General features: G+C 58.2%; 19 protein-coding genes and 1 tRNA gene. 6 read left to right on the top strand and 14 right to left on the bottom strand.

All coding sequences use genetic code 11. The features are described from left to right. Positions 1–593 precede the first annotated feature (593 nt). From apbE to EC836_RS16730, 3 genes are all read left to right on the top strand, one after another. Positions 594–1,652 carry an FAD:protein FMN transferase ApbE gene (apbE, locus tag EC836_RS16740; protein ID WP_123335142.1) on the top strand — a complete coding sequence of 353 codons (1,059 nt, stop codon included), beginning with the start codon at positions 594–596 and terminating at the stop codon, positions 1,650–1,652. A 9-nt stretch (positions 1,653–1,661) separates the two neighbouring features. Continuing rightward, positions 1,662–2,303, top strand: coding sequence for a DNA oxidative demethylase AlkB (gene alkB, locus EC836_RS16735; protein ID WP_123335140.1), 642 nt, complete (start codon positions 1,662–1,664; stop codon positions 2,301–2,303). A 106-nt stretch (positions 2,304–2,409) separates the two neighbouring features. Then, positions 2,410–4,062 (top strand): multidrug ABC transporter permease/ATP-binding protein, encoded by a 1,653-nt coding sequence (locus EC836_RS16730; RefSeq protein WP_123335139.1) that lies wholly within the window; start codon positions 2,410–2,412, stop codon positions 4,060–4,062. A 190-nt stretch (positions 4,063–4,252) separates the two neighbouring features. Here the strand turns inward: EC836_RS16730 and EC836_RS16725 are convergent, their stop codons facing one another. The 6 genes from EC836_RS16725 to EC836_RS16700 are packed head-to-tail and all read right to left on the bottom strand — an operon-like array spanning position 4,253 to position 9,625. Further along, positions 4,253–5,047: an amino acid ABC transporter ATP-binding protein gene (locus tag EC836_RS16725; protein ID WP_123335137.1), complete on the bottom strand. Its 795-nt coding sequence runs from the start codon at positions 5,045–5,047 to the stop codon at positions 4,253–4,255. Positions 5,048–5,049: 2 nt separating this feature from the next. Further along, complete coding sequence (locus tag EC836_RS16720) at positions 5,050–5,964, bottom strand: amino acid ABC transporter permease (protein ID WP_370348040.1); 915 nt, start codon at positions 5,962–5,964, stop codon at positions 5,050–5,052. Next, positions 5,951–6,475 (bottom strand): GNAT family N-acetyltransferase, encoded by a 525-nt coding sequence (locus tag EC836_RS16715; protein ID WP_123335135.1) that lies wholly within the window; start codon positions 6,473–6,475, stop codon positions 5,951–5,953. Before EC836_RS16715 ends, EC836_RS16720 begins: the two co-directional genes overlap by 14 nt. A gap of 10 nt (positions 6,476–6,485) precedes the next feature. Beyond that, positions 6,486–7,427 (bottom strand): ABC transporter substrate-binding protein, encoded by a 942-nt coding sequence (locus EC836_RS16710; protein ID WP_123335133.1) that lies wholly within the window; start codon positions 7,425–7,427, stop codon positions 6,486–6,488. A gap of 52 nt (positions 7,428–7,479) precedes the next feature. Beyond that, on the bottom strand, positions 7,480–8,610 hold the full coding sequence (locus tag EC836_RS16705; protein ID WP_123335132.1) for an amidohydrolase: 1,131 nt from the start codon (positions 8,608–8,610) through the stop codon (positions 7,480–7,482). Positions 8,611–8,623: 13 nt separating this feature from the next. Next, positions 8,624–9,625, bottom strand: coding sequence for an LLM class flavin-dependent oxidoreductase (locus tag EC836_RS16700; protein ID WP_123335130.1), 1,002 nt, complete (start codon positions 9,623–9,625; stop codon positions 8,624–8,626). 202 nt (positions 9,626–9,827) lie between these two features. On the opposite strand from EC836_RS16700, the gene EC836_RS24865 reads away from it, so the two are divergent. Continuing rightward, positions 9,828–9,995, top strand: a complete 168-nt coding sequence (locus tag EC836_RS24865) for a hypothetical protein (protein ID WP_199735212.1) — start codon at positions 9,828–9,830, stop codon at positions 9,993–9,995. 1 nt (position 9,996) lies between these two features. Here the strand turns inward: EC836_RS24865 and EC836_RS16695 are convergent, their stop codons facing one another. The 4 genes from EC836_RS16695 to malX all read right to left on the bottom strand — a co-directional run bounded on the left by EC836_RS16695 (position 9,997) and on the right by malX (position 14,009). Then, positions 9,997–10,731, bottom strand: coding sequence for a 4'-phosphopantetheinyl transferase (locus EC836_RS16695; RefSeq protein ID WP_123335128.1), 735 nt, complete (start codon positions 10,729–10,731; stop codon positions 9,997–9,999). Positions 10,732–10,806: 75 nt separating this feature from the next. Beyond that, the gene (locus EC836_RS16690) at positions 10,807–11,013 is read right to left on the bottom strand and encodes a hypothetical protein (protein WP_105591312.1); all 207 of its coding nucleotides are present in this window, start codon (positions 11,011–11,013) and stop codon (positions 10,807–10,809) included. Positions 11,014–11,161: 148 nt separating this feature from the next. Then, entirely contained in the window at positions 11,162–12,337 is a 1,176-nt protein-coding gene (locus EC836_RS16685; protein ID WP_123335126.1) for a MalY/PatB family protein, read from the bottom strand. A 58-nt stretch (positions 12,338–12,395) separates the two neighbouring features. Then, complete coding sequence (malX, locus tag EC836_RS16680; protein WP_123335124.1) at positions 12,396–14,009, bottom strand: maltose/glucose-specific PTS transporter subunit IIBC; 1,614 nt, start codon at positions 14,007–14,009, stop codon at positions 12,396–12,398. A gap of 258 nt (positions 14,010–14,267) precedes the next feature. Between malX and malI the strand changes: the two genes are divergently transcribed. Beyond that, on the top strand, positions 14,268–15,299 hold the full coding sequence (gene malI / locus EC836_RS16675; RefSeq protein ID WP_123335122.1) for a Mal regulon transcriptional regulator MalI: 1,032 nt from the start codon (positions 14,268–14,270) through the stop codon (positions 15,297–15,299). Between the two features lie 63 nt (positions 15,300–15,362). On the opposite strand, the gene EC836_RS16670 is transcribed toward malI, so the two are convergent. The 3 genes from EC836_RS16670 to EC836_RS16660 all read right to left on the bottom strand — a co-directional run bounded on the left by EC836_RS16670 (position 15,363) and on the right by EC836_RS16660 (position 17,525). Beyond that, positions 15,363–15,439: transfer RNA gene (locus EC836_RS16670), tRNA-Pro, on the bottom strand. 76 nt (positions 15,440–15,515) lie between these two features. Next, positions 15,516–17,276, bottom strand: coding sequence for an LPS biosynthesis-modulating metalloenzyme YejM (gene yejM, locus EC836_RS16665; protein ID WP_123335120.1), 1,761 nt, complete (start codon positions 17,274–17,276; stop codon positions 15,516–15,518). Positions 17,277–17,297: 21 nt separating this feature from the next. Then, complete coding sequence (locus EC836_RS16660; RefSeq protein WP_123335118.1) at positions 17,298–17,525, bottom strand: YejL family protein; 228 nt, start codon at positions 17,523–17,525, stop codon at positions 17,298–17,300. Between the two features lie 161 nt (positions 17,526–17,686). Between EC836_RS16660 and yejK the strand changes: the two genes are divergently transcribed. Further along, positions 17,687–18,691 carry a nucleoid-associated protein YejK gene (gene yejK / locus EC836_RS16655; protein ID WP_123335116.1) on the top strand — a complete coding sequence of 335 codons (1,005 nt, stop codon included), beginning with the start codon at positions 17,687–17,689 and terminating at the stop codon, positions 18,689–18,691. Between the two features lie 96 nt (positions 18,692–18,787). Here the strand turns inward: yejK and rplY are convergent, their stop codons facing one another. Continuing rightward, positions 18,788–19,072, bottom strand: coding sequence for a 50S ribosomal protein L25 (gene rplY, locus EC836_RS16650; RefSeq protein WP_123335114.1), 285 nt, complete (start codon positions 19,070–19,072; stop codon positions 18,788–18,790). Positions 19,073–19,107: the final 35 nt, after the last annotated feature.

Genomic DNA, 19,107 nt, shown 5'->3' with positions numbered 1-19,107 from the left:
CAGAGCTCGGGCCTTCTTAACCTTGGCATAGCTTCCATCCACATTCACCTGTGCCTTTGTAAGCAGCCGACACAACGTTGCTTAGCGAAAAGGTTGATCCCGTCGTGGAGCCATCTCCAGCGCACAACGCGAAGAGGAATCCTGGATTCACTTTCAGGCAACGCCGAAGCCAGAAAGCAGGCGGGTTGTGCCCCCGGTCGAGCAATCCACAGTGCTTAACGCAGAGAGGAAGCCAGGATTCGCCTGCATGGACGCAGGCGAAAGGTACAGCCGCGCAGGACGCGCGTCTGTGCCGGTCCGTCCGGCTGACGAGCGAAGTGAAGGAACCGCAAAGCGGCGCGAGGACCGCCCGCCCGGGGGCACAACCCGCCAGCGCCAGCTCCTGACAGCCATCGCCGCCATCGAAGTCCCTACAATCACTCCCGTGAACTTGCCCTATTTCTAAACCGCCCCTGAATCACCACACCTGCTACCCTTGTCATTCCAGCCCTTGGCAAAGATAATCATCGCCAGCAATTTTCTAGAGCATTTAAAAACGGCGCAGTCCGAAGCTTTGGCGCCGTCCGCATTAGCAGCAAAAAGGTTAGAAAAAAATGAAAGCAAACTGGCGACACCTCATCAGCCTGGCGGCCGCATTTCTGCTGGTCGCCTGCGACAACCCGCAAACTCCCGCACAGCGTGACGGAATGGTGCTGGAAGGGAAAACGATGGGCACCGGGTGGCGCGTCAGCCTGGCCGGCGTGGATAGCGCACGCCGCGAGGCGTTGCAAAACGCCATCCAGCAGCAGCTCAATAACGATGACCACGAGCTTTCAACCTGGAAAAACGACTCGGTGCTCTCGCGTTTTAATCAATATCGCGGCAGCGACCCACAGCCGGTTAGCGACAACATGGCCGATATTATCACCCTGGCGCTGCGTATCGGCCATCAGACAGGCGGCGCGATGGATATCACCATTGGCCCACTGGTCAATCTGTGGGGATTCGGCCCCGACAAACAGCCCGCCAGCACCCCGAGCATCCAGCAGATAGATGCCGCCCGCGCGCTGACCGGATTGCAGCATCTGCAGGTCATTAATCGCGCCGGGCAGGCGTATCTGCAAAAAGATCTTCCCGAGCTGTACGTTGACCTGTCTACCGTGGGCGAAGGTTTCGCGACCGATCATCTGGCCCGGCTGATGGAAAAAGAGGGCATCAACAACTATCTGGTGTCGGTGGGCGGTGCGGTGCTGACGCGTGGGCAAAATGCGCAGGGCAAAGCCTGGCAGGTGGCGATTCAGAAACCGACCGATCGCGAAAATGCCGTGCAGGCGATTGTTGATCTGCAGGGGTACGGCATCAGCACCTCCGGCAGCTATCGCAACTATTATGAGCTGGACGGCAAACGGATCTCTCACGTTATCGATCCGGTCACCGGTCAGCCGATCCAGCATCGTCTGGTTTCCGCCACGGTGATTGCCACCACGGCGCTGGAGGCAGACGGCTGGGATACCGGGCTGATGGTGCTGGGTGAAGAGAAAGCCAAAGCGCTGGCGCTGCGTGATAAGCTGGCGGTCTATCTGATCTATAAACAGGGCGATGGCTTTACCAGCTGGATGTCGCCACAGTTTAAGGCCTTTATACAGACTGATACCGGCAGTGATAAACCCTGAGGAGAGGCTATGCTCGATCTGTTTGCGGAAGAGGACCCCTGGAGCGAACCGCTGGCCGACGGCGCGGTGATCCTGCGCCGACGCGCACTGAGAGACGCCGATGCGCTGCTTGAATTGGTGGCGCAGATAGCGGTACAGAATCCGTTTCATCACCGCATCACGCCCGGCGGTCACCGTATGTCGGTGGCGATGACCAACTGCGGGGATCTGGGCTGGACCACCGACTCGCGCGGCTATCAGTACAGCGAGCAGGATAATGCCATGGGAACCCGCTGGCCGCCGATGCCGCCACTGTTTCGCCAGCTTGCCGTCAGCTGCGCCGCCGAAGCCGGTTTTCTCAATTTCAATCCCGACGCCTGCCTGCTTAACCGCTATGAGCCGGGAGCGAAGCTGACCCTGCATCAGGATAAGGACGAGCGCGACCTGCGTCAGCCGATCGTCTCGGTCTCGCTGGGGTTGCCTGCGGTTTTCCAGTTTGGCGGATTCGAGCGCAGCGACGCCACCACGCGGGTGCTGCTGGAGCACGGTGATGTGGTGGTGTGGGGCGGCCCGTCGCGGCTGCGCTATCACGGCATTCTGCCGCTGAAACCCGGCGTTCATCCTCAGGCCGGAGCCTTCCGCTTTAATCTGACCTTTCGCCGCGCGCACTGATCCCGGATTAAACCGCAGCCAAAGCTGTGATAATGAGAATTAGTATTGATCTCGCCGGTCAGCTCATTACACTGCTAGCTGCTTTTTTACCTGCCGGGATGTTTTCATGGAGTTGCTTCACGTCGTCTATAAGCAGTATCGCTGGCCGTTTATCGGCGTGATAGTGCTTAGCCTGCTCAGCGCGGTGCTGGGTATTGGCCTGATCGCCTTTATCAACCGCGAACTGATCGTTACCCTCAACTCTTCACTGATGGTGCTGCCGCAGTTTCTCGGCCTGCTTCTGCTGCTGATGGCGGTGACGCTGGGTTCTCAACTGGCGCTGACCCTGTTGGGTCACCACTTTGTTTATCGCCTGCGCGGCGAATTTATCCGCCGTATCCTCGATACCCGCGTTGAGCGCATCGAGCAGATTGGCAACGCCCAGTTGCTGGCGGCGCTGACCAGCGACGTGCGCAATATCACCATCGCCTTTGTACGTCTGCCGGAGCTAATCCAGGGGATTATTTTAACCGTGGGATCGGCGGCCTATCTGGGCTGGCTGTCACCTAAAATGCTGGTGGTCACCGCGGTGTGGGTTGCCATCACCATCGTGGGTGGCTGGCTGCTGGTGTCGCGCGTTTATCGCCATTTGGAAGTGCTGCGTAATACCGAAGAACGCCTGTATGCCGACTTCCAGACCATTATCGAAGGCCGCAAAGAGCTGGCGCTGAACCGTCAGCGCGCGCAGCAGATTTTTGACCACGTCTACGGTGAGGATGCCCGCACCTATCGCCATCACATTGTGCGTGCCGATACCTACCATCTCAGCGCCGTTAACTGGTCGAACATTATGATGCTCGGCGCAATCGGGCTGGCATTCTATCTGGCAAACAGCCTGGGCTGGGCGGATACCGCCGTGGCCGCCACCTATTCACTGACGCTGCTGTTCCTGCGTACGCCAATGCTCTCTGCCGTTGGCGCACTGCCGACGCTGCTGACCGCGCAGGTAGCGTTTAACAAGCTCAACACCTTCAAGCTGGCCGACTATCAGGCCGAATTCCCGGCGCAGCAAGGCAAAAAGGCGTGGCAGACGCTGGAGCTGCGTAACCTGGTGTTCCACTACGGGGATAACGGATTCAGCGTCGGGCCGATCAACATGGTCCTCAACCGTGGCGAACTGGTCTTTCTGATCGGCGGCAACGGCAGCGGAAAATCCACGCTGGCGATGCTGCTGACCGGGCTGTACCAGCCGGTTTCCGGCGAGATCCTGCTCGACGGCAAAGTGATCCAGCCCGAGTCGATGGACGATTACCGGCAGCTGTTCTCGGCGGTATTCACCGATGTGCATCTGTTTGACCGCCTGATCGATGACAGCGGCCAGCCGGCCGATCCCGAGCGGGTTCAGGCGTGGCTGGAGCGGTTACAGATGCAGGATAAGATCCAGCTCGACGGCAACCGCATTCTGAATCTGAAGCTGTCGAAAGGGCAGAGCAAGCGCCTGGCGCTGTTGCTGGCGACCGCCGAGCAGCGCGACATCCTGCTGCTCGATGAGTGGGCGGCGGATCAGGATCCGCACTTCCGTCGTATCTTCTACCGCGAGCTGCTGCCTTGGCTGCAGGGCATGGGCAAAACCGTCTTTGCTATCAGCCATGACGATCACTATTTCCTGCATGCGGACCGCCTGCTGGAAATGCGTCAGGGGCATCTCAGTGAACTGACCGGTGCCGAGCGGGATATGGCCACGCTGGATGCGGTTAAACGCACCGATACCGCGAACTGAACGTCAAAATGACTTTGCATAACTTCAGCTACTTTTGTTATTAGTCAACGGCTTAGTAGAGGGGTAAGCTGACTGTGACGGTTGAGTACCGCCGTTAACTTCCCTGAACTTTCTCGTCGTCTTACCAAATGGTTGCAACGGCTTATCATCATGATAAGCCGTTTTTTTATGCGTCAGAGAGGAGAGGGTGTTACAGAACTTTGGCGAGGAAGCGGCTGGTGCGCGGATGCTGCGGATTATTCAGCACCTGCTGCGCGCTGCCCTGTTCAACGATTTTACCGTCCACCATAAACACCACATTATCAGCCACTTCACGGGCGAAGCCGATCTCATGGGTGACCACCACCAGCGTGGTGCCGGAACGGGCCAGCTTTTTAATGGTGTCCAGCACTTCACCGACCAGCTCCGGATCCAGTGCAGAGGTCGGTTCATCAAACAGGATCACGCGCGGGTCGAGCGCCAGTGCGCGGGCGATGGCGATACGCTGCTGCTGCCCACCGGAAAGATGGCGCGGCCACGCATCCGCCTTGTGGCGCAGCCCCACCGCATCCAGCAGTTCACCGGCGCGGGCAATCGCCTGCTGCCGGGTTAAGCGTTTATGCACAATCGGCGCTTCTATGATGTTTTCCAGCACCGTCAGATGCGGGAACAGATTGAAGTTCTGAAAGACATAACCCACTTCGGTACGCTGCTTGAGGATCGCCTTCTCCTTCAGTTCGTACAGCTTGTCACCCTTACGGCGATAGCCAATGTAGTCACCGTCGATACGGATAAAGCCTTCGTCGACGCGCTCCAGGTGGTTTATCGCCCGCAGCAGGGTGGATTTACCGGATCCGGAAGGGCCGAGGATCACCGTCACCGAACCCGGCGGCAGCTCCAGCGACACGTTATCCAGCGCCTTGAAGCGGCCAAAGCTTTTGCTGACCTGAGTAATCGAAATATGGCCGCGCACCGCGTGGCTGTGCAGATCGAGGGCTTCTGACATCGTTAGCTCCTTAGCGGGGTGATCGCCGCAGTCTGACGGCGTAAGCGCCAACGTGGACGCGGACTAGAAGATTCACGGGTTGCACTGCGGGCCAGCCAGCGCTCAACGTAATGCTGCAGAATCGACAGTACGGTAGTGATCAGCAGATACCACACGGCGGCCACCATCAGTAGCGGGATAACCTGCTGCGTGCGGTTGTAGACCATCTGAATGGTGTAGAACAGTTCCGGCATCGCCAGCACGTACACCATCGCGGTGCCTTTGGCGAGGCTGATAATTTCGTTAAAGCCGGTCGGGATAATCGAGCGCAGCGCCTGCGGCAGGATAATGCGCAGCGTGCGGCGCGAGCCCGGCAGGCCCAGCGCGGCGGCGGCTTCAAACTGCCCCTGATCGACGCCGAGGATACCTCCGCGAATAATTTCGGCGGTGTAGGCCGATTGCACCAGCGTCAGGCCAATCACGGCGGTGCTGAACTGGCCAAGCACGTCAATGGTCTGGTATTCGGCGAAGGTCAGCGGGGTAAACGGAATACCAATCGACAGCGTGTCGTAGAGGTAGGAGAAGTTGTAGAGAATAATCAGCACCACAATCAGCGGCAGCGAGCGGAACAGCCAGATATAGCCGAAGGCCAGTCCCGAAAGCAGCCACGAGGGCGAAAGGCGTGCCAGCGCCAGCAGGCCGCCGAAGACAATGCTGAGCACCGTGGCAATCAGCGTCAGCAGCAGTGTCTGGCCCAGGCCGCTGAGGATCGCCGGGTGGAAGAACCAGTGGGTGAAGACCTTCCACTCCCAGCGCGGATTAAAAGCGACCGACTGAATCACGACCGCCAGTACAAACAGGGCGATAAACCCGCCCAGTACTCTGAGCGGGTAGCGCGCGGGGACGACGCGCAGGGTTTCCGTTTCATTCAGTTTCATGCGCGGCCCCTGCGGTAACATGTTGATTCAGCGGCTTACGGAAGCGCAGGCGGCCATCGTGCGGCGGCAGGCTGTACTCTTCCGGATTGCGGGTAATGTCAAACTGCGGCTGATAGCCGTGGGAGAGATAGAGCCTCACCGCTTCCGGCTGGCGGAAACCGGTGGTGAGAAACACCCCCTGATAACCCGCCAGCGCGGCGCGTCGCTCCAGTTCCACCAGCACCTGCAGTGCCAGCCCCTGGCGGCGCAGATCGCTGCGCGTCCAGATGCGTTTCAGCTCGGCGGTTTCCGAATCGAGCGCCTTGTAGGCGCCCATCGCAATAATTTCGCCGTCGCGCTCCAGCACCACAAACGTACCGCGCGGCGGCAGATACCATTCGGTCAGCTCGACTTCCGCGTCGCGGGCAAAAAAGTCACCGTAGCGGGCGCTGTATTCGCCGAACAGACCGTCGATAATCGGTGCCAGCTCCGGGGCTTCCGGTGACAGCTGGCGGAACTGTGCTTGACTCATCACGAACTCCTTAGTCGCCCAGACCCGGCGGATTGATCTCGGAGCGATCCAGGCGTTCAATGCCTTCACCCCAGCGGTTCAGCACTTTGTCGTACTCGCCGCTTTTAATTACGCCGTTCAGCGCAGTGTTCACCGGCGTGACCAGGCCATTGCCTTTCTTCAGCGTGACCGCGATGTGTGCGGCCTTTGGCCAGCCGCCGTCAACGCTGCCCACCAGTTTGGTCTGGCCGGTCAGCGCCGCTTTCCATGCGCCAATCACGTTAGGACCGAAGTAGGCATCCGCACGGCCGGACTGCAGGGACAGCGTCTGCGCGGCGTCATCCTTAACGTAGATTGGGGTAAACGGCTTCAGGCCTTTTTTCTGGTTGGCTTCATCCCAGGCCAGCAGGATCGCTTCCTGGTTGGTACCGGAGCCGACGATAATGCGCAGGCCGGCAATATCTTCCGCTTTTTTCAGCGAGGTGATTTTGCTGGTGGACTTGACGTAAAAGCCCAGTGAATCCTGACGGTAGGTGGCGAAGTCGAACTTCTCTTTACGCTCTTTGGTGACGGTCACGTTGGTGATCGCCGCGTCGTATTTGCCGGAGCTGACGCCCAGCGGCCAGTCTTCCCAGGAGGTTGGCACCACGTTCAGTTCAAGGCCCAGGCTGTCGGCCACCAGGCGGGCGATATCCACTTCGCTGCCCTGCAGGGTTTTGTTGTCGTCAGAGAACAGCGTTAGCGGCGGTGAGTTCAGTGCAGCCACGGCAACGGTAAATTTACCCGGTACGGCGAAGCGGTGATCTTTGGGGATCTGCGCCACGGCTTCAGGGTTCACCGGCGCATGGATCGGCGCGGCGTTGGCTTCCACGCTGATACCGGTGCCGTTCACGGTGACGGTTTCAGCCCAGGCTCCGCTGGTTAACAGGGCAGTAGCAACGAACAGTCCTGACAGTAATGAGGTTTTAATCATGATGTTTACTCTTATTATTTGAATGTGCAGGTGGAAACGCAGTTTGCTGTGGTTAACTAATTTCACGCAGCGCGGCTTCTGCCAGCTGGCTGAAATAACGGGCGGCCGGTTCGATCAGGCTTTCATCCGGCTTAAATCCGGGATGATGCAGGCCGAATTCGCTGGCGCTGCCGATACTGACGAAGGTGCCGGGGGTGTTGTGCAGGTAGAAAGCGAAATCCTCCCCGCCCATTTGCAGGTCGGCGTGCTGCACGTGGTAGCCAGCTTCGGCCGCGACCCCTTTACTGAATTCAGCCCAGCGCTCGGTGTTGACCAGCGCCGGGGGACCCGCATGCCAGTTCAGCTTCGCGGTTGCGCCGAAGCCTTCGGCAATGCTGCTAATCAGCTGCTGGAAGCGCTGTGGTAATGACGCGCGAATGGCGTCGTTGTGGGTGCGCACCGTGCCTTCCAGCACTACGGTCTGCGGCAGCACGTTCCAGGTATTGCCGCCCTCAATGCGGGTCACGCTGACTACCACTGATTCCAGCGGGCTGTAGCTGCGGCTGACCAGCGTTTGCAGCGCGGTAACGATCTGGCTGGCAATCACAATCGCATCAATACCCTCCTGAGGACGGGCGGCGTGGGCACCTTTACCGGTGACCTCGAAGTCAAAGCGGTCGACGTTGGCGTAGAACGGCCCGCCGCGTGTGGCGAAGGTGCCAACCGGCAGTTCCGGCGCGTTGTGCATGCCGAAAATGGCGCTGACGTTGTCCAGCGCACCGGCCTTAATCAGCGTTTTCGCGCCGCCAAAGCGTTCTTCCGCAGGCTGGAACAGCAGGCGCACCCGGCCCGGCAGCGTTTTCTCCCTTGCTTTCAGCAGCAGGGCGGCACCGAGGATCACCGAGGTATGCACATCGTGGCCGCAGGCGTGCATCACGCCCGGATTCTGGGAGCGAAATTCAACCGGTACAACCTCTTCGATCGGCAGGGCGTCGATATCGGCACGCAGCGCGATCAGCGCGTCACCCTGACCGATTTCGGCCACCACGCCGGTATTCAGTCCGTAAGGCTGCGGCTCAATGCCCGCACTGCGCAGCCAGCCCTGGATACGTTCGGTGGTGGCAAATTCCTCGTTGGACAGCTCGGGGAACTGATGCAGCTCACGTCGCCATGCGATTAACTGTTGTCCAAGATTCTGACTCATTGTGCTGTGCTCCTCAGGCGGCGACCAGGCGATGGCTGGCCAGTAATTCCAGCGATTTCACCCGCGCCGCGCCGCTGCTGACCGGCGTATCAATAACAAACTCTTCAATGCCGTACTGCTGATGCAGCGCGTCCAGCTCGTCGTGAACCTGTGCGGCCGTGCCTTTAATCACCGCCGCTTCACGCGGTTCGATGCGGTAGTTCGTGGCGTTGGCCTGGCGAATAAAGGCTTCGGCCTGGGCAATCGTACCGACGGTCACGCTCTGGCCGTTCTCCACATGCACACGGTAGTGCTGCAAATCGGCCGCCAGCAGATCGGCATCCGCCGCCGACTCAGCGACAATCACCTGTACCGCCACCAGCGCCGACTGCCCGCCGCTCAGGCGACGATAGGTTGCCAGCGTCTGTTCCAGCTCCTGGCGGTTACCGTTGAGGTGCGCGGCGAAAACAAACTGCCAGTTCAGCTCGGCGGCCAGCTGCGCGCTGCCTTCGCTGGCACCCAGCAGAAAACGCTGAGCCGGGCGAACCGGGACGGGCGTTGCCAGCAGTTGGTCTTCGATCTGGCTGTCGCTGGCGGTGGGGCTCAGCCAGCCATCCAGCGCGCGCAGCTGGCTGGCAAAGTCACCTTTCGCCTCGGCGTTAATGCCGTGCTGCAATGCGCGGGTGGACAGCGGCAGGCCGCCCGGTGCTTTACCGACGCCGAGGTCGACGCGGCCCGGGGCCAGAGAGGCCAGCAGGTTAAAGTTTTCCGCCACTTTATAAGGGCTGTAGTGCTGCAGCATCACGCCGCCGGAACCGACGCGCAGATGGCGGGTATGGGCCAGGATCCAGGCAATCAGCACTTCCGGAGACGGGCTGGCCAGCGCCTGCGTATTGTGGTGTTCGGCCAGCCAGAAGCGGTGAAAACCCCACTCTTCGGCTTTTTGCGCCAGCAATAATGTCCGTGCCAGCGCCTGGGAAGGGGTTTCACCTTCTGCTACCGGACTTTTGTCCAGCAGGCTCAATTGATAAGCCATAATTAATCCTTAATGTGCTTCAGTTGCTGGCAATTATTGAAGGGAGGCGCGAGGGGAGTAAAACAACAAATCCGGCATATATCATTCATCAGATGGGATAAGCGGCTATTACCAGCGGCTGGCAAAGGCTGTGCGAAATGGATATTTTGCGGAGGCGATAAAATAAGGTTTACTCACCTTTCACAACATAGAGGAGCAACGTATGAAAGGTTTATGGCTGCATTTTACCCGTTTCTTCCAGGTGCCTGCCGGCATGGCAACGCTGGACAGCTGCCGGGTGGTTGAGGCGATGATTCCGATGGTGGAACTGTACGGCGTGGACCTGCACGATCTCCAGCTGCAGGACCGCACACCGCGCGACGGTAAGTAAGCTATGCAGACGACGCCTGCAGCCCGATAACCCAGGTTAAAACCGTATCGGGCTGTAACTCTACTTCTACCGTAAACGCTCTTCCGGCATAAAATTCACCCGAAAACGTCTCGGTCAGCCGCAGCGTAATCTGCTTATTCAGCGAATCCCAGCCGACGACCTCCGCCGCACTGAAATCCATAAAACGCCGCAGTTCGGGCCAGATCGCCTTATACAGGCTCTCTTTCGCCGAAAAAACCACCGTCAGCGCACAGGCAAACGACAGCTCAAGCCGTTCTAACAGCCTGTTTTCCGCAGGATTAACGATCATCTGCGCCATCTCTAACGCCGGTTCCTCTGCCATCATCTGCTCGCAGTCGATGCCCGGCAGCACGTCGCGGCGGCGGGTCAGCAGCGCGCAGATGCGCTGGTGGGTGTGGGAGAGCGAGCCGCGAATTCCCGCAGGCCACAGCGGGGCGCGATCCTCATCGTTGTGCAAAACAAACTTTTCGATGCCCAGCGTTGCCAGCGCCTGTTGCAGGCCGTAGCGGCTGGCGAGATATTCCGCCCGGCGCTTGTTGACCGCTTTATGCAGCCTGGCGGGAAGCAGGATGTTCAGCGTATCGAACAGATCAGGGGCGAAATGTGCTTCGTCAAAATGGATATCCAGCAGCAGGACATCGGGATAAGCGGCGAGTGGGCTGAGAACCGAACGGCGAATAAACGGGGGTACTACAGGCAGCTTTACGGAAGACATAGCCACTAACCGGTTGAAAGATGATGCCTAATTTAAACAGGTTAGTGGCCAGATATCAAAACCGAGTGGACAGACTCAGTGATTGGGTGGGATCGCGAGATTTTTAATCGACACCACAAAATGCTCGTTGCCTTTGGAGATCTTGGCGCCGCGGGTGCACCAGTGGCTGGCGAGACGGAAAAAATCATCGCTACCGATGTCGTAGGCCAGTTCTACTTTGTGGATCCCCGAATGAAGCAGTTCTTCTGCATCTTTAAAATTTGTCGCTTTTACTGTCGGCATGTTAGTCATCCTGTTGTACACAGTGCGATGAAAAGTGTATCCACAGCGTATGATATTTGTGTGACAGTTTTGTTTCACCGCAGGGGGTTGCTGACAATATGAGATGTCAGCTGCAAAATTTTGCAACGTGCTGTAATGCAACTGGCTGCTACAGCAGCGCCTGAATCCCGGCAATCAATTTTTCCACCCCCGCCTCAACCTTCGACCTCGGGCAGCCGACATTCAGCCGCAGGAAGCCGTTGCCTTCTTCTCCGTAGGTGTAGCCCGGCATAATCGCGACCTTTTGATGTTCGATCAGTTCGTTTTGCAGCAGGCGATCGTCGATGCCCAACGGGCGAAGGTCGATCCACGCCAGATAGGTTGACTGCGGCGGCTGCCAGTTCAGCTGTGGGAAGGCGTGATTCAGCCGGTCGGCCACGTGGTGCAGATTACCCTGCAGGTAGTCGCGCAGGGCATCAAGCCAAGGTTCACCGGCACGATACGCCGCCACGTGGGCATGAATGGCCATCACCGCCGGGGAAGACAGGCCATCGCAGGCTTTCAACTGGTGCAGGTAGGCGTCACGAGATGTTTTGTTGCCAATTAGCCCGTAAGCCCCGGTCAGCGCGGGAATATTAAAACTCTTGGAGCCGGAGGTGACCAGCGCCCAGTCGCTACGCGCCACGTCAGTCCACGGCGTATGCCGATTGTCACCCCAGACCATATCCATATGGATCTCATCGCTGATGATCCGCACGCCGTGGCGTTCGCACAGCTCAGCCATCAGCTCAAGCTCCGACCTGGTCCAGACTTTCCCGGTCGGATTGTGAGGGCTGCACAGCAGCAGTACCTTGCAGGCGGGCTGCTGCAGCAGGCTTTCCAGCAGTGGTTCATCCATGATCCAGTCGTTGCCCTGTCCGATCAGCGGGCAGGGCAGCAGGCGGCGCTGATTGCCGTCTATCACCTTAAAAAATGCGTCATAGGCCGGAGTGAAGGTCACCACACCATCGCCCGGCTGGCTCCACTGGCGGATCAGCTGCGCCACCATATAAATGACTGAAGGACCGTAGACCACCGTTTCGGTTTCAATGCGGCTGTTAAAGCGCTGCTGGAACCAGTGGGCAATCGCGCCGAGAAAATCGTCGTGCTGCCAGCGGCTGTAGCCCAGCACGCCGTGCGCAAGGCGATGCTGCAGCGCTTCAAGAATGCACGGCGCGGTGGGGAAATCCATATCCGAGATGGTGAACGGCAGCAGATCGGCGCTGCCGAAGCGATCGGCGACGTAATCCCACTGGGTACACCAGGTTCCATGACGGTCGGTGACGGTGGAGAAATCAAAAGACATGCGCTTCACTCCCTGAACAAAGCTGAAAAGGGCGGCCTGAGCCGCCCGCGTGGGGATTTTAGACGGTGAGCGGTTCCGCTGTCGCAGGGCGGGGAGCCGAGCGGATCAGGGCATCAAGCTCGTCTTTGACCGACTGCACCTGCGGGCCAATTACCACCTGCAGGTTATGTTCATTAAGATGCACCACGCCAATCGCCCGGTTAGCCTTCAGCGTGGCATCGTCCACCAGCGTCATATCTGCCACCGACAGGCGCAGGCGGGTGATGCAGTTATCCAGTGACACGATGTTACCCGCTCCGCCCAGCGCGGTAAGAATAGCCGGGACGTTATAGCCCGATTTACTGGAAGACGGAACGGCGGCAGCGGCAGGCAGGCTGTCCGATTCGCGGCCCGGCGTTTTGATGTTAAAGCGGGTGATCGAGAAGCGGAAGATCGCGTAGTAACCCGCGAACCAGATGGCCGAGACAACCGGCACCAGATACCACTTGGTAGCGGTGCCGTGCAGAATACCGAACACCACGAAGTCGATGATGTTGCCGTCCGTATTGCCGATGGTTACACCCAGTACCGACATCACGGTGAAGCCCAGGCCGGTCAGGAATGCGTGGATCACGTACAGCGCAGGTGCCACGAACAGGAACAGGAATTCGATCGGTTCGGTGGTGCCACCCACCACGCAGGCCACCACACCGGAAATCAGCAGACCTTTAATTTTATGACGGTTTTCCGGTTTCGCACAGTGGTACATCGCCAGCGCCGCACCCGGCAGTCCTCCGAGGAAGGCCGGCATCTTGCCCTGCGACAGGAACTGTGTGGCGCTTTCCGAGAAGCCGTGGGTGGTCGGGCAGGAAAGCTGCGCCTGGAAGATAGTCAGCGCGCCGCTGACTTCACGGCCGCAGACATCCAGCGTTCCACCCGCTTCGGTAAAGCGGATCAGCGCCACCAGAATGTGCTGCAGGCCGAAAGGCAGCAGGAAGCGCTCGCCGGAACCGAAAATCATCGGGCCAAAGACACCGGCACCCTGAATCAGACGGCCAAGGCCGGTAATTCCGGCGGCGAAGAACGGCCAGATCAGCGGGATCAGTAAACCGACCAGGCCCAGCACCACGGTGGTGACAATCGGCACGAAGCGGGTACCGCCGAAGAACGCCAGCGCATCCGGCAGGCGAATGGTGTTAAAGCGTTCGTGCAGTCGATAGACGATAATACCGACGATTACCGCGCCAAGAATGCCGGTATCGATAGACTGAATGCCCAAAATCATCTGGATGTTATTGGCCTTCAGCACCGCCGGATCGGTGGTGGGCAGCGTGCCGTTAGCGGTCAGATAGAAGTTAACGGCGAGATTCAGCACGGCGAAACCCACGAAGCCGGAGAAGGCGGCAACGCCTTTATTCTCACGCGCCATGCCCAGCGGGATAGCAATGGCAAACATCACCGGCAGGAAGCTGAAGGCGAAAGATCCAACCTTACTCATCCAGACGAAAATCAGCTGAAGGATCGGGTTGCCCAGTACGGGCAGCAGGGTGATCACATCGCGGCTGCTTAACGAGCTGCCGATGCCCAGCATAATGCCGCAAAACGACAGCAGCGCGACCGGCAGCATGAAAGTTTTACCCAGGCTCTGGAAGAACTCCCAGAGTGTGAAACGTTGTTTTTTATGTGCAGGCATACCCGCTCCCCAATGGTGTTGTTAGGCTCTGTGTAGCTGGCGGCTAAGATAAAACGTTTTACCTAAATATTACGTGTTCGAGCTCACACAATCCGATCATTTGAGTATTTATGCGGTTTAAAACAGGTTTAACGTTTTACTCAAAGTCATTAGTCAGATATAACTCTCTGACCACGCTAATTATTTGTCTCTGAGACCGTATAATGGCGGCCGGGAGTGATGCCGTTTCGTGGAGTCCGGTATGAACGAAAGAGTCCGATGAGCCAAAAAAAGATCACCATTATTGATGTAGCCCGCCACGCTGGCGTGTCGGTCACCACCGTATCGCTGGTGCTGGGCGGCAAAGGGCGGATTTCTCAGGCAACGGCTGAGCGGGTTAACCGTGCCGTCGATGAGCTGGGCTTTGTGCGTAACCGCCAGGCCAGTACGCTGCGCGGTGGGGAATCCGGCGTGGTCGGGCTGATTGTTCGCGACATCTGCGAGCCGTTTTACGCCGAAATGACCGCGGGCCTGAGCGAAATGTTTGAAGCGCAGGGCAAGGTTTTATTCCTGCTGCAAAGCGGGGCGTCGGGGAAAGGCCTGATGCGCTGCTTCGACACGCTGCTCACGCACGGCGTGGACGGCATTGTCATTGCCGGCGGCGAAGGTTCGATGAACGGTCTGAAGGAAAAAGCGGAAGAGCAGGGTGTGCCGCTGATTTGCGCCACCCGCTCCGGCGGCATTGACGGGGTTGACGTGGTGCGGCCTGACAATATGCAGGCGGCGAAAATGGCCACCGAATATCTTATCAGGCAGGGGCACAAGCAGATCGCCTATCTTGGTGGGCTCAGCAATTCACTGACCCGCGCTGAGCGCCTCGGTGGTTTCTGCGCCACGCTGTTGCAGTACGGTCTGCCGTTTCGCACGGAGTGGATTATCGAATGCGATTACCAGCAAAAGTGTGCGGCGGATGCCACCGAGGCGCTACTTACCCACTATCCGAAGATCAGCGCCATCGTGTGCCATAAGTCTTCCGTTGCGCTGGGGGCATATTTTGGCGTGTTGCGCACCGGCGCGGAAGTCGGTGGCGGGGCGGTGGACAGTTTCTTCCAGCAAAAAATTGCCCTGATTGGGATGGAAGACGCCCCCGAATCCGAGCTAACCGAGCCGCCGCTGACCTCAATAGCCAACTCCGCGCGCGAGATCGGCCACGCCACGGCACGGCGTCTGCTGCTGCGCATCGGCGGGCAGAATCTGGAAGCGCAGAACATTATCGTGCCGCCCGCGCTGGTGGAGAGGGAATCGGCGTGATGGCGCTGATAAAATTCAGGCACAAAAAAACCAGCCGTAAGAGGCTGGTTTTTCTAAGGTATTTGGTCGGCACGAGAGGATTTGAACCTCCGACCCCGGACACCCCATGACCGTGCGCTACCAAGCTGCGCTACGTGCCGATAATTGCAGCATAGTTTACTGAACTGGCCTTCGAATGCAAGTAGCTAACATCTTGACTGCGTTATATTTATACAGCTAGTTAGCGATGAATCGTTTTTCGTCGGTCAGCACCTGAAGCAGCAGCGCCAGCTGCGGCTTGTGGTTTTTCAGCTCCTCGCCCTGCGAATTCCACGCCGTATAGCCACCGTTGTTATCCAGCAGCAGGGTTTCATCGGCGGTGGTAATCACCAGGCGGTGATGACTGATACTGCTTGCCACCCAGTCATGGCGACGCTTCGATGAGAACAGATCTTCCCCCTGCGAATAGTCAGCCAGCGGCGTACTCACGTGCAGAAGCCGCTGCATCAGGGTCGCCATAATGTCCTGATGGTCGGTGAGCTTATTGACCGTTTGTGCGGGAGTTTCCGGCCAGTGGACGATCATGGGCACCTGCAGCGCCGCGCGATTGCCCGGATTGTCGTCGCCTTCCAGCACCACGCCGTGCTGGGCGGTGATCACCACTACGGTGTTATTCAGCAGCCCTTTCTGCTCCAGCGTGGTCAGCACGGTCTGGATCTGCCGATCGACATCGGTAGCGGCGCGGCTGTAGCGGCGCAGGCGCTGCTTATCGGAACTCTCCCCGTCGCTGTTGTTCGCCGTGGTTAACGACAAATAAGAGAACCACGGACTGCGATCGTCCTTGTGCCCGTTCAGCCAGTTTTGCCACTGGCCGGTGGTCTGATCGTTGCTCTGCTCGCGGGCTTCCGGCAGCGAGAAATCAGACAGCAGCGCCTGGCGATACAGCGGCGAGTTAAAGCCGTCGCTGGCGAACAGGCCGAACTGATAGCCCTGCTGGCCCAGCGTGCCAATCAGAGTAGAGGCGATGCGCGATGAGAGCACGCCGTCCATATAGCTCGGTGAAATCCCGTAAAACAGCCCAAACAGCCCGGTATCATCGGTTCCGCCGGAGCTGAAGTGCTGGCTGAAGCGCACGTTGCTTTCCGCGAAGCGCGTCAGGTTCGGCAGCATTTTCGGCATGGTGGCTTCATTCAGCCCGTCCACGGTGATCACCAGCAGGTTATTGCGCGTCCCGCGATCGCTGACGGTAATGTCGCTTAGCGGGTAGGCGACCGACAGGGCTTCAGGGTTACCCTGCTGCACCAGACGGCGCTGATACTCCTGCGCATCCAGCAGGCCGTATTTCTCCAGGAAGCGTCGTGCCGTCATCGGATAGGAGAGCGGCAGATTCGAACGCTGCATGGTAATCGGACGGTAGAAGTTAGCATCCGCCCAGATATACATCAGGTGGCTGGCAAAGAAGGCGCTGATAAACAGCGCCGCCAGCGGTTTGCCGAAGCTGCGACGGTTAAGGCTGCGCAGCTTCTGCCAGCTCCAGGTGGCAAACAGCATCTCCACGAGGAAAATAACCGGCACGCTGATAAACATCAGCTGCCAGTCGCGCGCCAGTTCGCTCTGATCGGGGTTAATCACCAGTTCCCAGACGACCGGGTTCAGGTGCAGGTGGAAGCGGTCAAAAACCGCACCGTCGACCAGAATCAGCGTCAGTCCCGCCGTGGCTATAATGGCCGACAGGAAGCGCAATAGCCGCTGCGACATCACCACGAAGGTCAGCGGGAAAATAATCAGCAGATAGGCGGCAAAAACGATAAAGCTGAAGTGACCGATCCAGCTGCTAAAAGCATAAATCCGACCGGCCAGCGAGGTTGGCCAGTCAGAAACAAACAGGTAGCGGCTACCCAGAATGAACGCGAAAACGATGTTAAACAGGGCGAACCAGTGCCCCCAGCTTATCATCTGGGAGACTTTTTCACGGTAGCGCTGCCGATTTGTTACCATAACGGGATCAGAGTCGTCTCATCAGTGGGCTTTGTCATCGCGTACCGACGCCTGAAGCGCTTCGGCAAACGAACGAGCCATGGTCTGGCGCTGCGCAGGGGCAACGCTGGTATTGAGCAGGTTGGTCACCATATTGCCCAAAACCATCAGGGAAAGATCGGTAGGAGTCTGGTTTTTTTCCAGTACCTGAACCAGTTCTGCGAGGATTTTCTCCACGCGTTCGTTAGTGTAACGGGATGATTGTGCCATAGCATCTATTTTACTGAGATTTAAAAGGCGTCATTTTAGCGTAACAGCAGGTTTTTTTCTGCATTTTTATCGTCAGCAACGGGTTAATGTTGTTGCTGTTTAGTTGATCGCAAGCGCACTCGGTGATTGAATACGCGCCCGTGCCCAAAGGAGAGTTTACCATGAGTCTGGATATCGACCAGATTGCCCTTCATCAGCTGATCAAGCGTGATGAACAGACGCTGGATCTGGTTCTGCGCGATTCACTGCTGCCGTCCACCCCGGCGGTCACCGCCATGATGGAAGAGCTGCATCGCGTTTACAGCGCCAAAAGTAAAGCCTACGGCCTGTTCAATGAAGGAAGTGAACTGGCCGATGCGCTGCGCAACTGCCGCAAGGGCGAAGATGATTTTCTGGCCTTCAGCCGCGCCGCCACCGGCCGCCTGCGCGATGAACTGGGTAAATATCCCTTCGCGGAAAGCGGCGTGGTGCTGTTTGGTCAGTACCGCTACCTGGCGGTGAACTACCTGCTGATTGCGGTGCTGAGCAGCCAGAACAGCATGCGCGTGAACGAAGAGCTGGATATCAGCAGCACGCAGTTCTTGGATATCAATCATGCCGATATCGTGGCGCGCGTTGATTTGACCGAGTGGGAAGCCAACCCGGAATCAACCCGCTATCTGACCTTCCTGCGCGGGCGGGTAGGGCGTAAAGTCGCCGATTTCTTTATGGATTTCCTCGGTGCCAGCGTCGGTCTGGATACCAAAGCGCAAAACCGTGGGCTGCTGCAGGCGGTGGATGATTACTGCGCGGAGGCCAGCCTCGATAAAAACGAGCGCCAGAACTACCGTCAGCAGGTGTACAGCTATTGCAACGAGCAGCTGCAGGCGGGCGAGGAGATTGAACTGCAGGGGCTGTCGGAAGAACTGGCGCCGCTGGGTGAAAAAACCTTCCAGGCGTTTACCGCCGAGCAGGGTTACGAGCTGGAAGAGAGCTTCCCGGCCGATCGCAGCACCCTGCGTCAGCTGACCAAGTTTGCCGGCAGCGGCGGTGGCTTAACCATTAACTTTGACGCCATGCTATTGGGCGAACGTATTTTCTGGGATCCCACCACCGATACGCTGACCATCAAGGGCACGCCGCCCAACCTGCGCGATCAGCTGCAGCGCCGCACCAGCGGCAAGTAACCGGCGAGGCGGGCCTGATTCTGGCCTGCCCAAATTCAGCATAAAAAAAACGCCGCAAATGCGGCGTTTCTTTATACATCAATGACGAACGAGCGATTAAGCGCGAACGAAGTCGATGTGGTGCAGTTTTGGCTTGAACGGGTGACGCTGAACAGCCTGCACTTTAACTTTGATTTCTTTGCCATCTGCAACCAGAGTCAGCACTTCTTCGTAAAAACCAGGCTTAGCCTGCAGGTTCATTACGGAGTCGTGGTCCAGTTCGATAGCGATAGCTTCTTCTTTGCCACCGTAAACGATAGCTGGGAATTTGTTAGCTACACGCAGGCGGCGGCTCGCACCCTTACCCTGCTCTTTACGTACATCTACATTGATAGTGAACATTTAAAAGTCTCTTCAGTTTTAGTTCCTGCTACAGG

The sequence above is a fragment of the Erwinia sp. JUb26 genome, from assembly GCF_003751505.1.
GTDB lineage: Bacteria > Pseudomonadota > Gammaproteobacteria > Enterobacterales > Enterobacteriaceae > Erwinia.
Note: the sequence above shows the minus strand (reverse complement) of the source record. Positions and strands in the feature narration are given on the sequence as shown.

Excerpts from the sequence above, each read along its gene's own strand:
- EC836_RS16685 (WP_123335126.1), bottom strand. The coding sequence starts at position 12,337 with ATGTCTTTTGATTTCTCCACCGTCACCGACCGTCATGGAACCTGGTGT.
- rplY (WP_123335114.1), bottom strand. The coding sequence starts at position 19,072 with ATGTTCACTATCAATGTAGATGTACGTAAAGAGCAGGGTAAGGGTGCG.
- EC836_RS16705 (WP_123335132.1), bottom strand. The coding sequence starts at position 8,610 with ATGAGTCAGAATCTTGGACAACAGTTAATCGCATGGCGACGTGAGCTG.
- EC836_RS16730 (WP_123335139.1), top strand. The coding sequence starts at position 2,410 with ATGGAGTTGCTTCACGTCGTCTATAAGCAGTATCGCTGGCCGTTTATC.
- yejK (WP_123335116.1), top strand. The coding sequence starts at position 17,687 with ATGAGTCTGGATATCGACCAGATTGCCCTTCATCAGCTGATCAAGCGT.
- apbE (WP_123335142.1), top strand. The coding sequence starts at position 594 with ATGAAAGCAAACTGGCGACACCTCATCAGCCTGGCGGCCGCATTTCTG.
- EC836_RS16700 (WP_123335130.1), bottom strand. The coding sequence starts at position 9,625 with ATGGCTTATCAATTGAGCCTGCTGGACAAAAGTCCGGTAGCAGAAGGT.
- yejM (WP_123335120.1), bottom strand. The coding sequence starts at position 17,276 with ATGGTAACAAATCGGCAGCGCTACCGTGAAAAAGTCTCCCAGATGATA.
- malX (WP_123335124.1), bottom strand. The coding sequence starts at position 14,009 with ATGCCTGCACATAAAAAACAACGTTTCACACTCTGGGAGTTCTTCCAG.
- EC836_RS16715 (WP_123335135.1), bottom strand. The coding sequence starts at position 6,475 with ATGAGTCAAGCACAGTTCCGCCAGCTGTCACCGGAAGCCCCGGAGCTG.
- EC836_RS16710 (WP_123335133.1), bottom strand. The coding sequence starts at position 7,427 with ATGATTAAAACCTCATTACTGTCAGGACTGTTCGTTGCTACTGCCCTG.
- EC836_RS16720 (WP_370348040.1), bottom strand. The coding sequence starts at position 5,964 with ATGAAACTGAATGAAACGGAAACCCTGCGCGTCGTCCCCGCGCGCTAC.
- EC836_RS24865 (WP_199735212.1), top strand. The coding sequence starts at position 9,828 with ATGAAAGGTTTATGGCTGCATTTTACCCGTTTCTTCCAGGTGCCTGCC.
- malI (WP_123335122.1), top strand. The coding sequence starts at position 14,268 with ATGAGCCAAAAAAAGATCACCATTATTGATGTAGCCCGCCACGCTGGC.
- EC836_RS16690 (WP_105591312.1), bottom strand. The coding sequence starts at position 11,013 with ATGCCGACAGTAAAAGCGACAAATTTTAAAGATGCAGAAGAACTGCTT.
- EC836_RS16695 (WP_123335128.1), bottom strand. The coding sequence starts at position 10,731 with ATGTCTTCCGTAAAGCTGCCTGTAGTACCCCCGTTTATTCGCCGTTCG.
- EC836_RS16725 (WP_123335137.1), bottom strand. The coding sequence starts at position 5,047 with ATGTCAGAAGCCCTCGATCTGCACAGCCACGCGGTGCGCGGCCATATT.
- EC836_RS16660 (WP_123335118.1), bottom strand. The coding sequence starts at position 17,525 with ATGGCACAATCATCCCGTTACACTAACGAACGCGTGGAGAAAATCCTC.
- alkB (WP_123335140.1), top strand. The coding sequence starts at position 1,662 with ATGCTCGATCTGTTTGCGGAAGAGGACCCCTGGAGCGAACCGCTGGCC.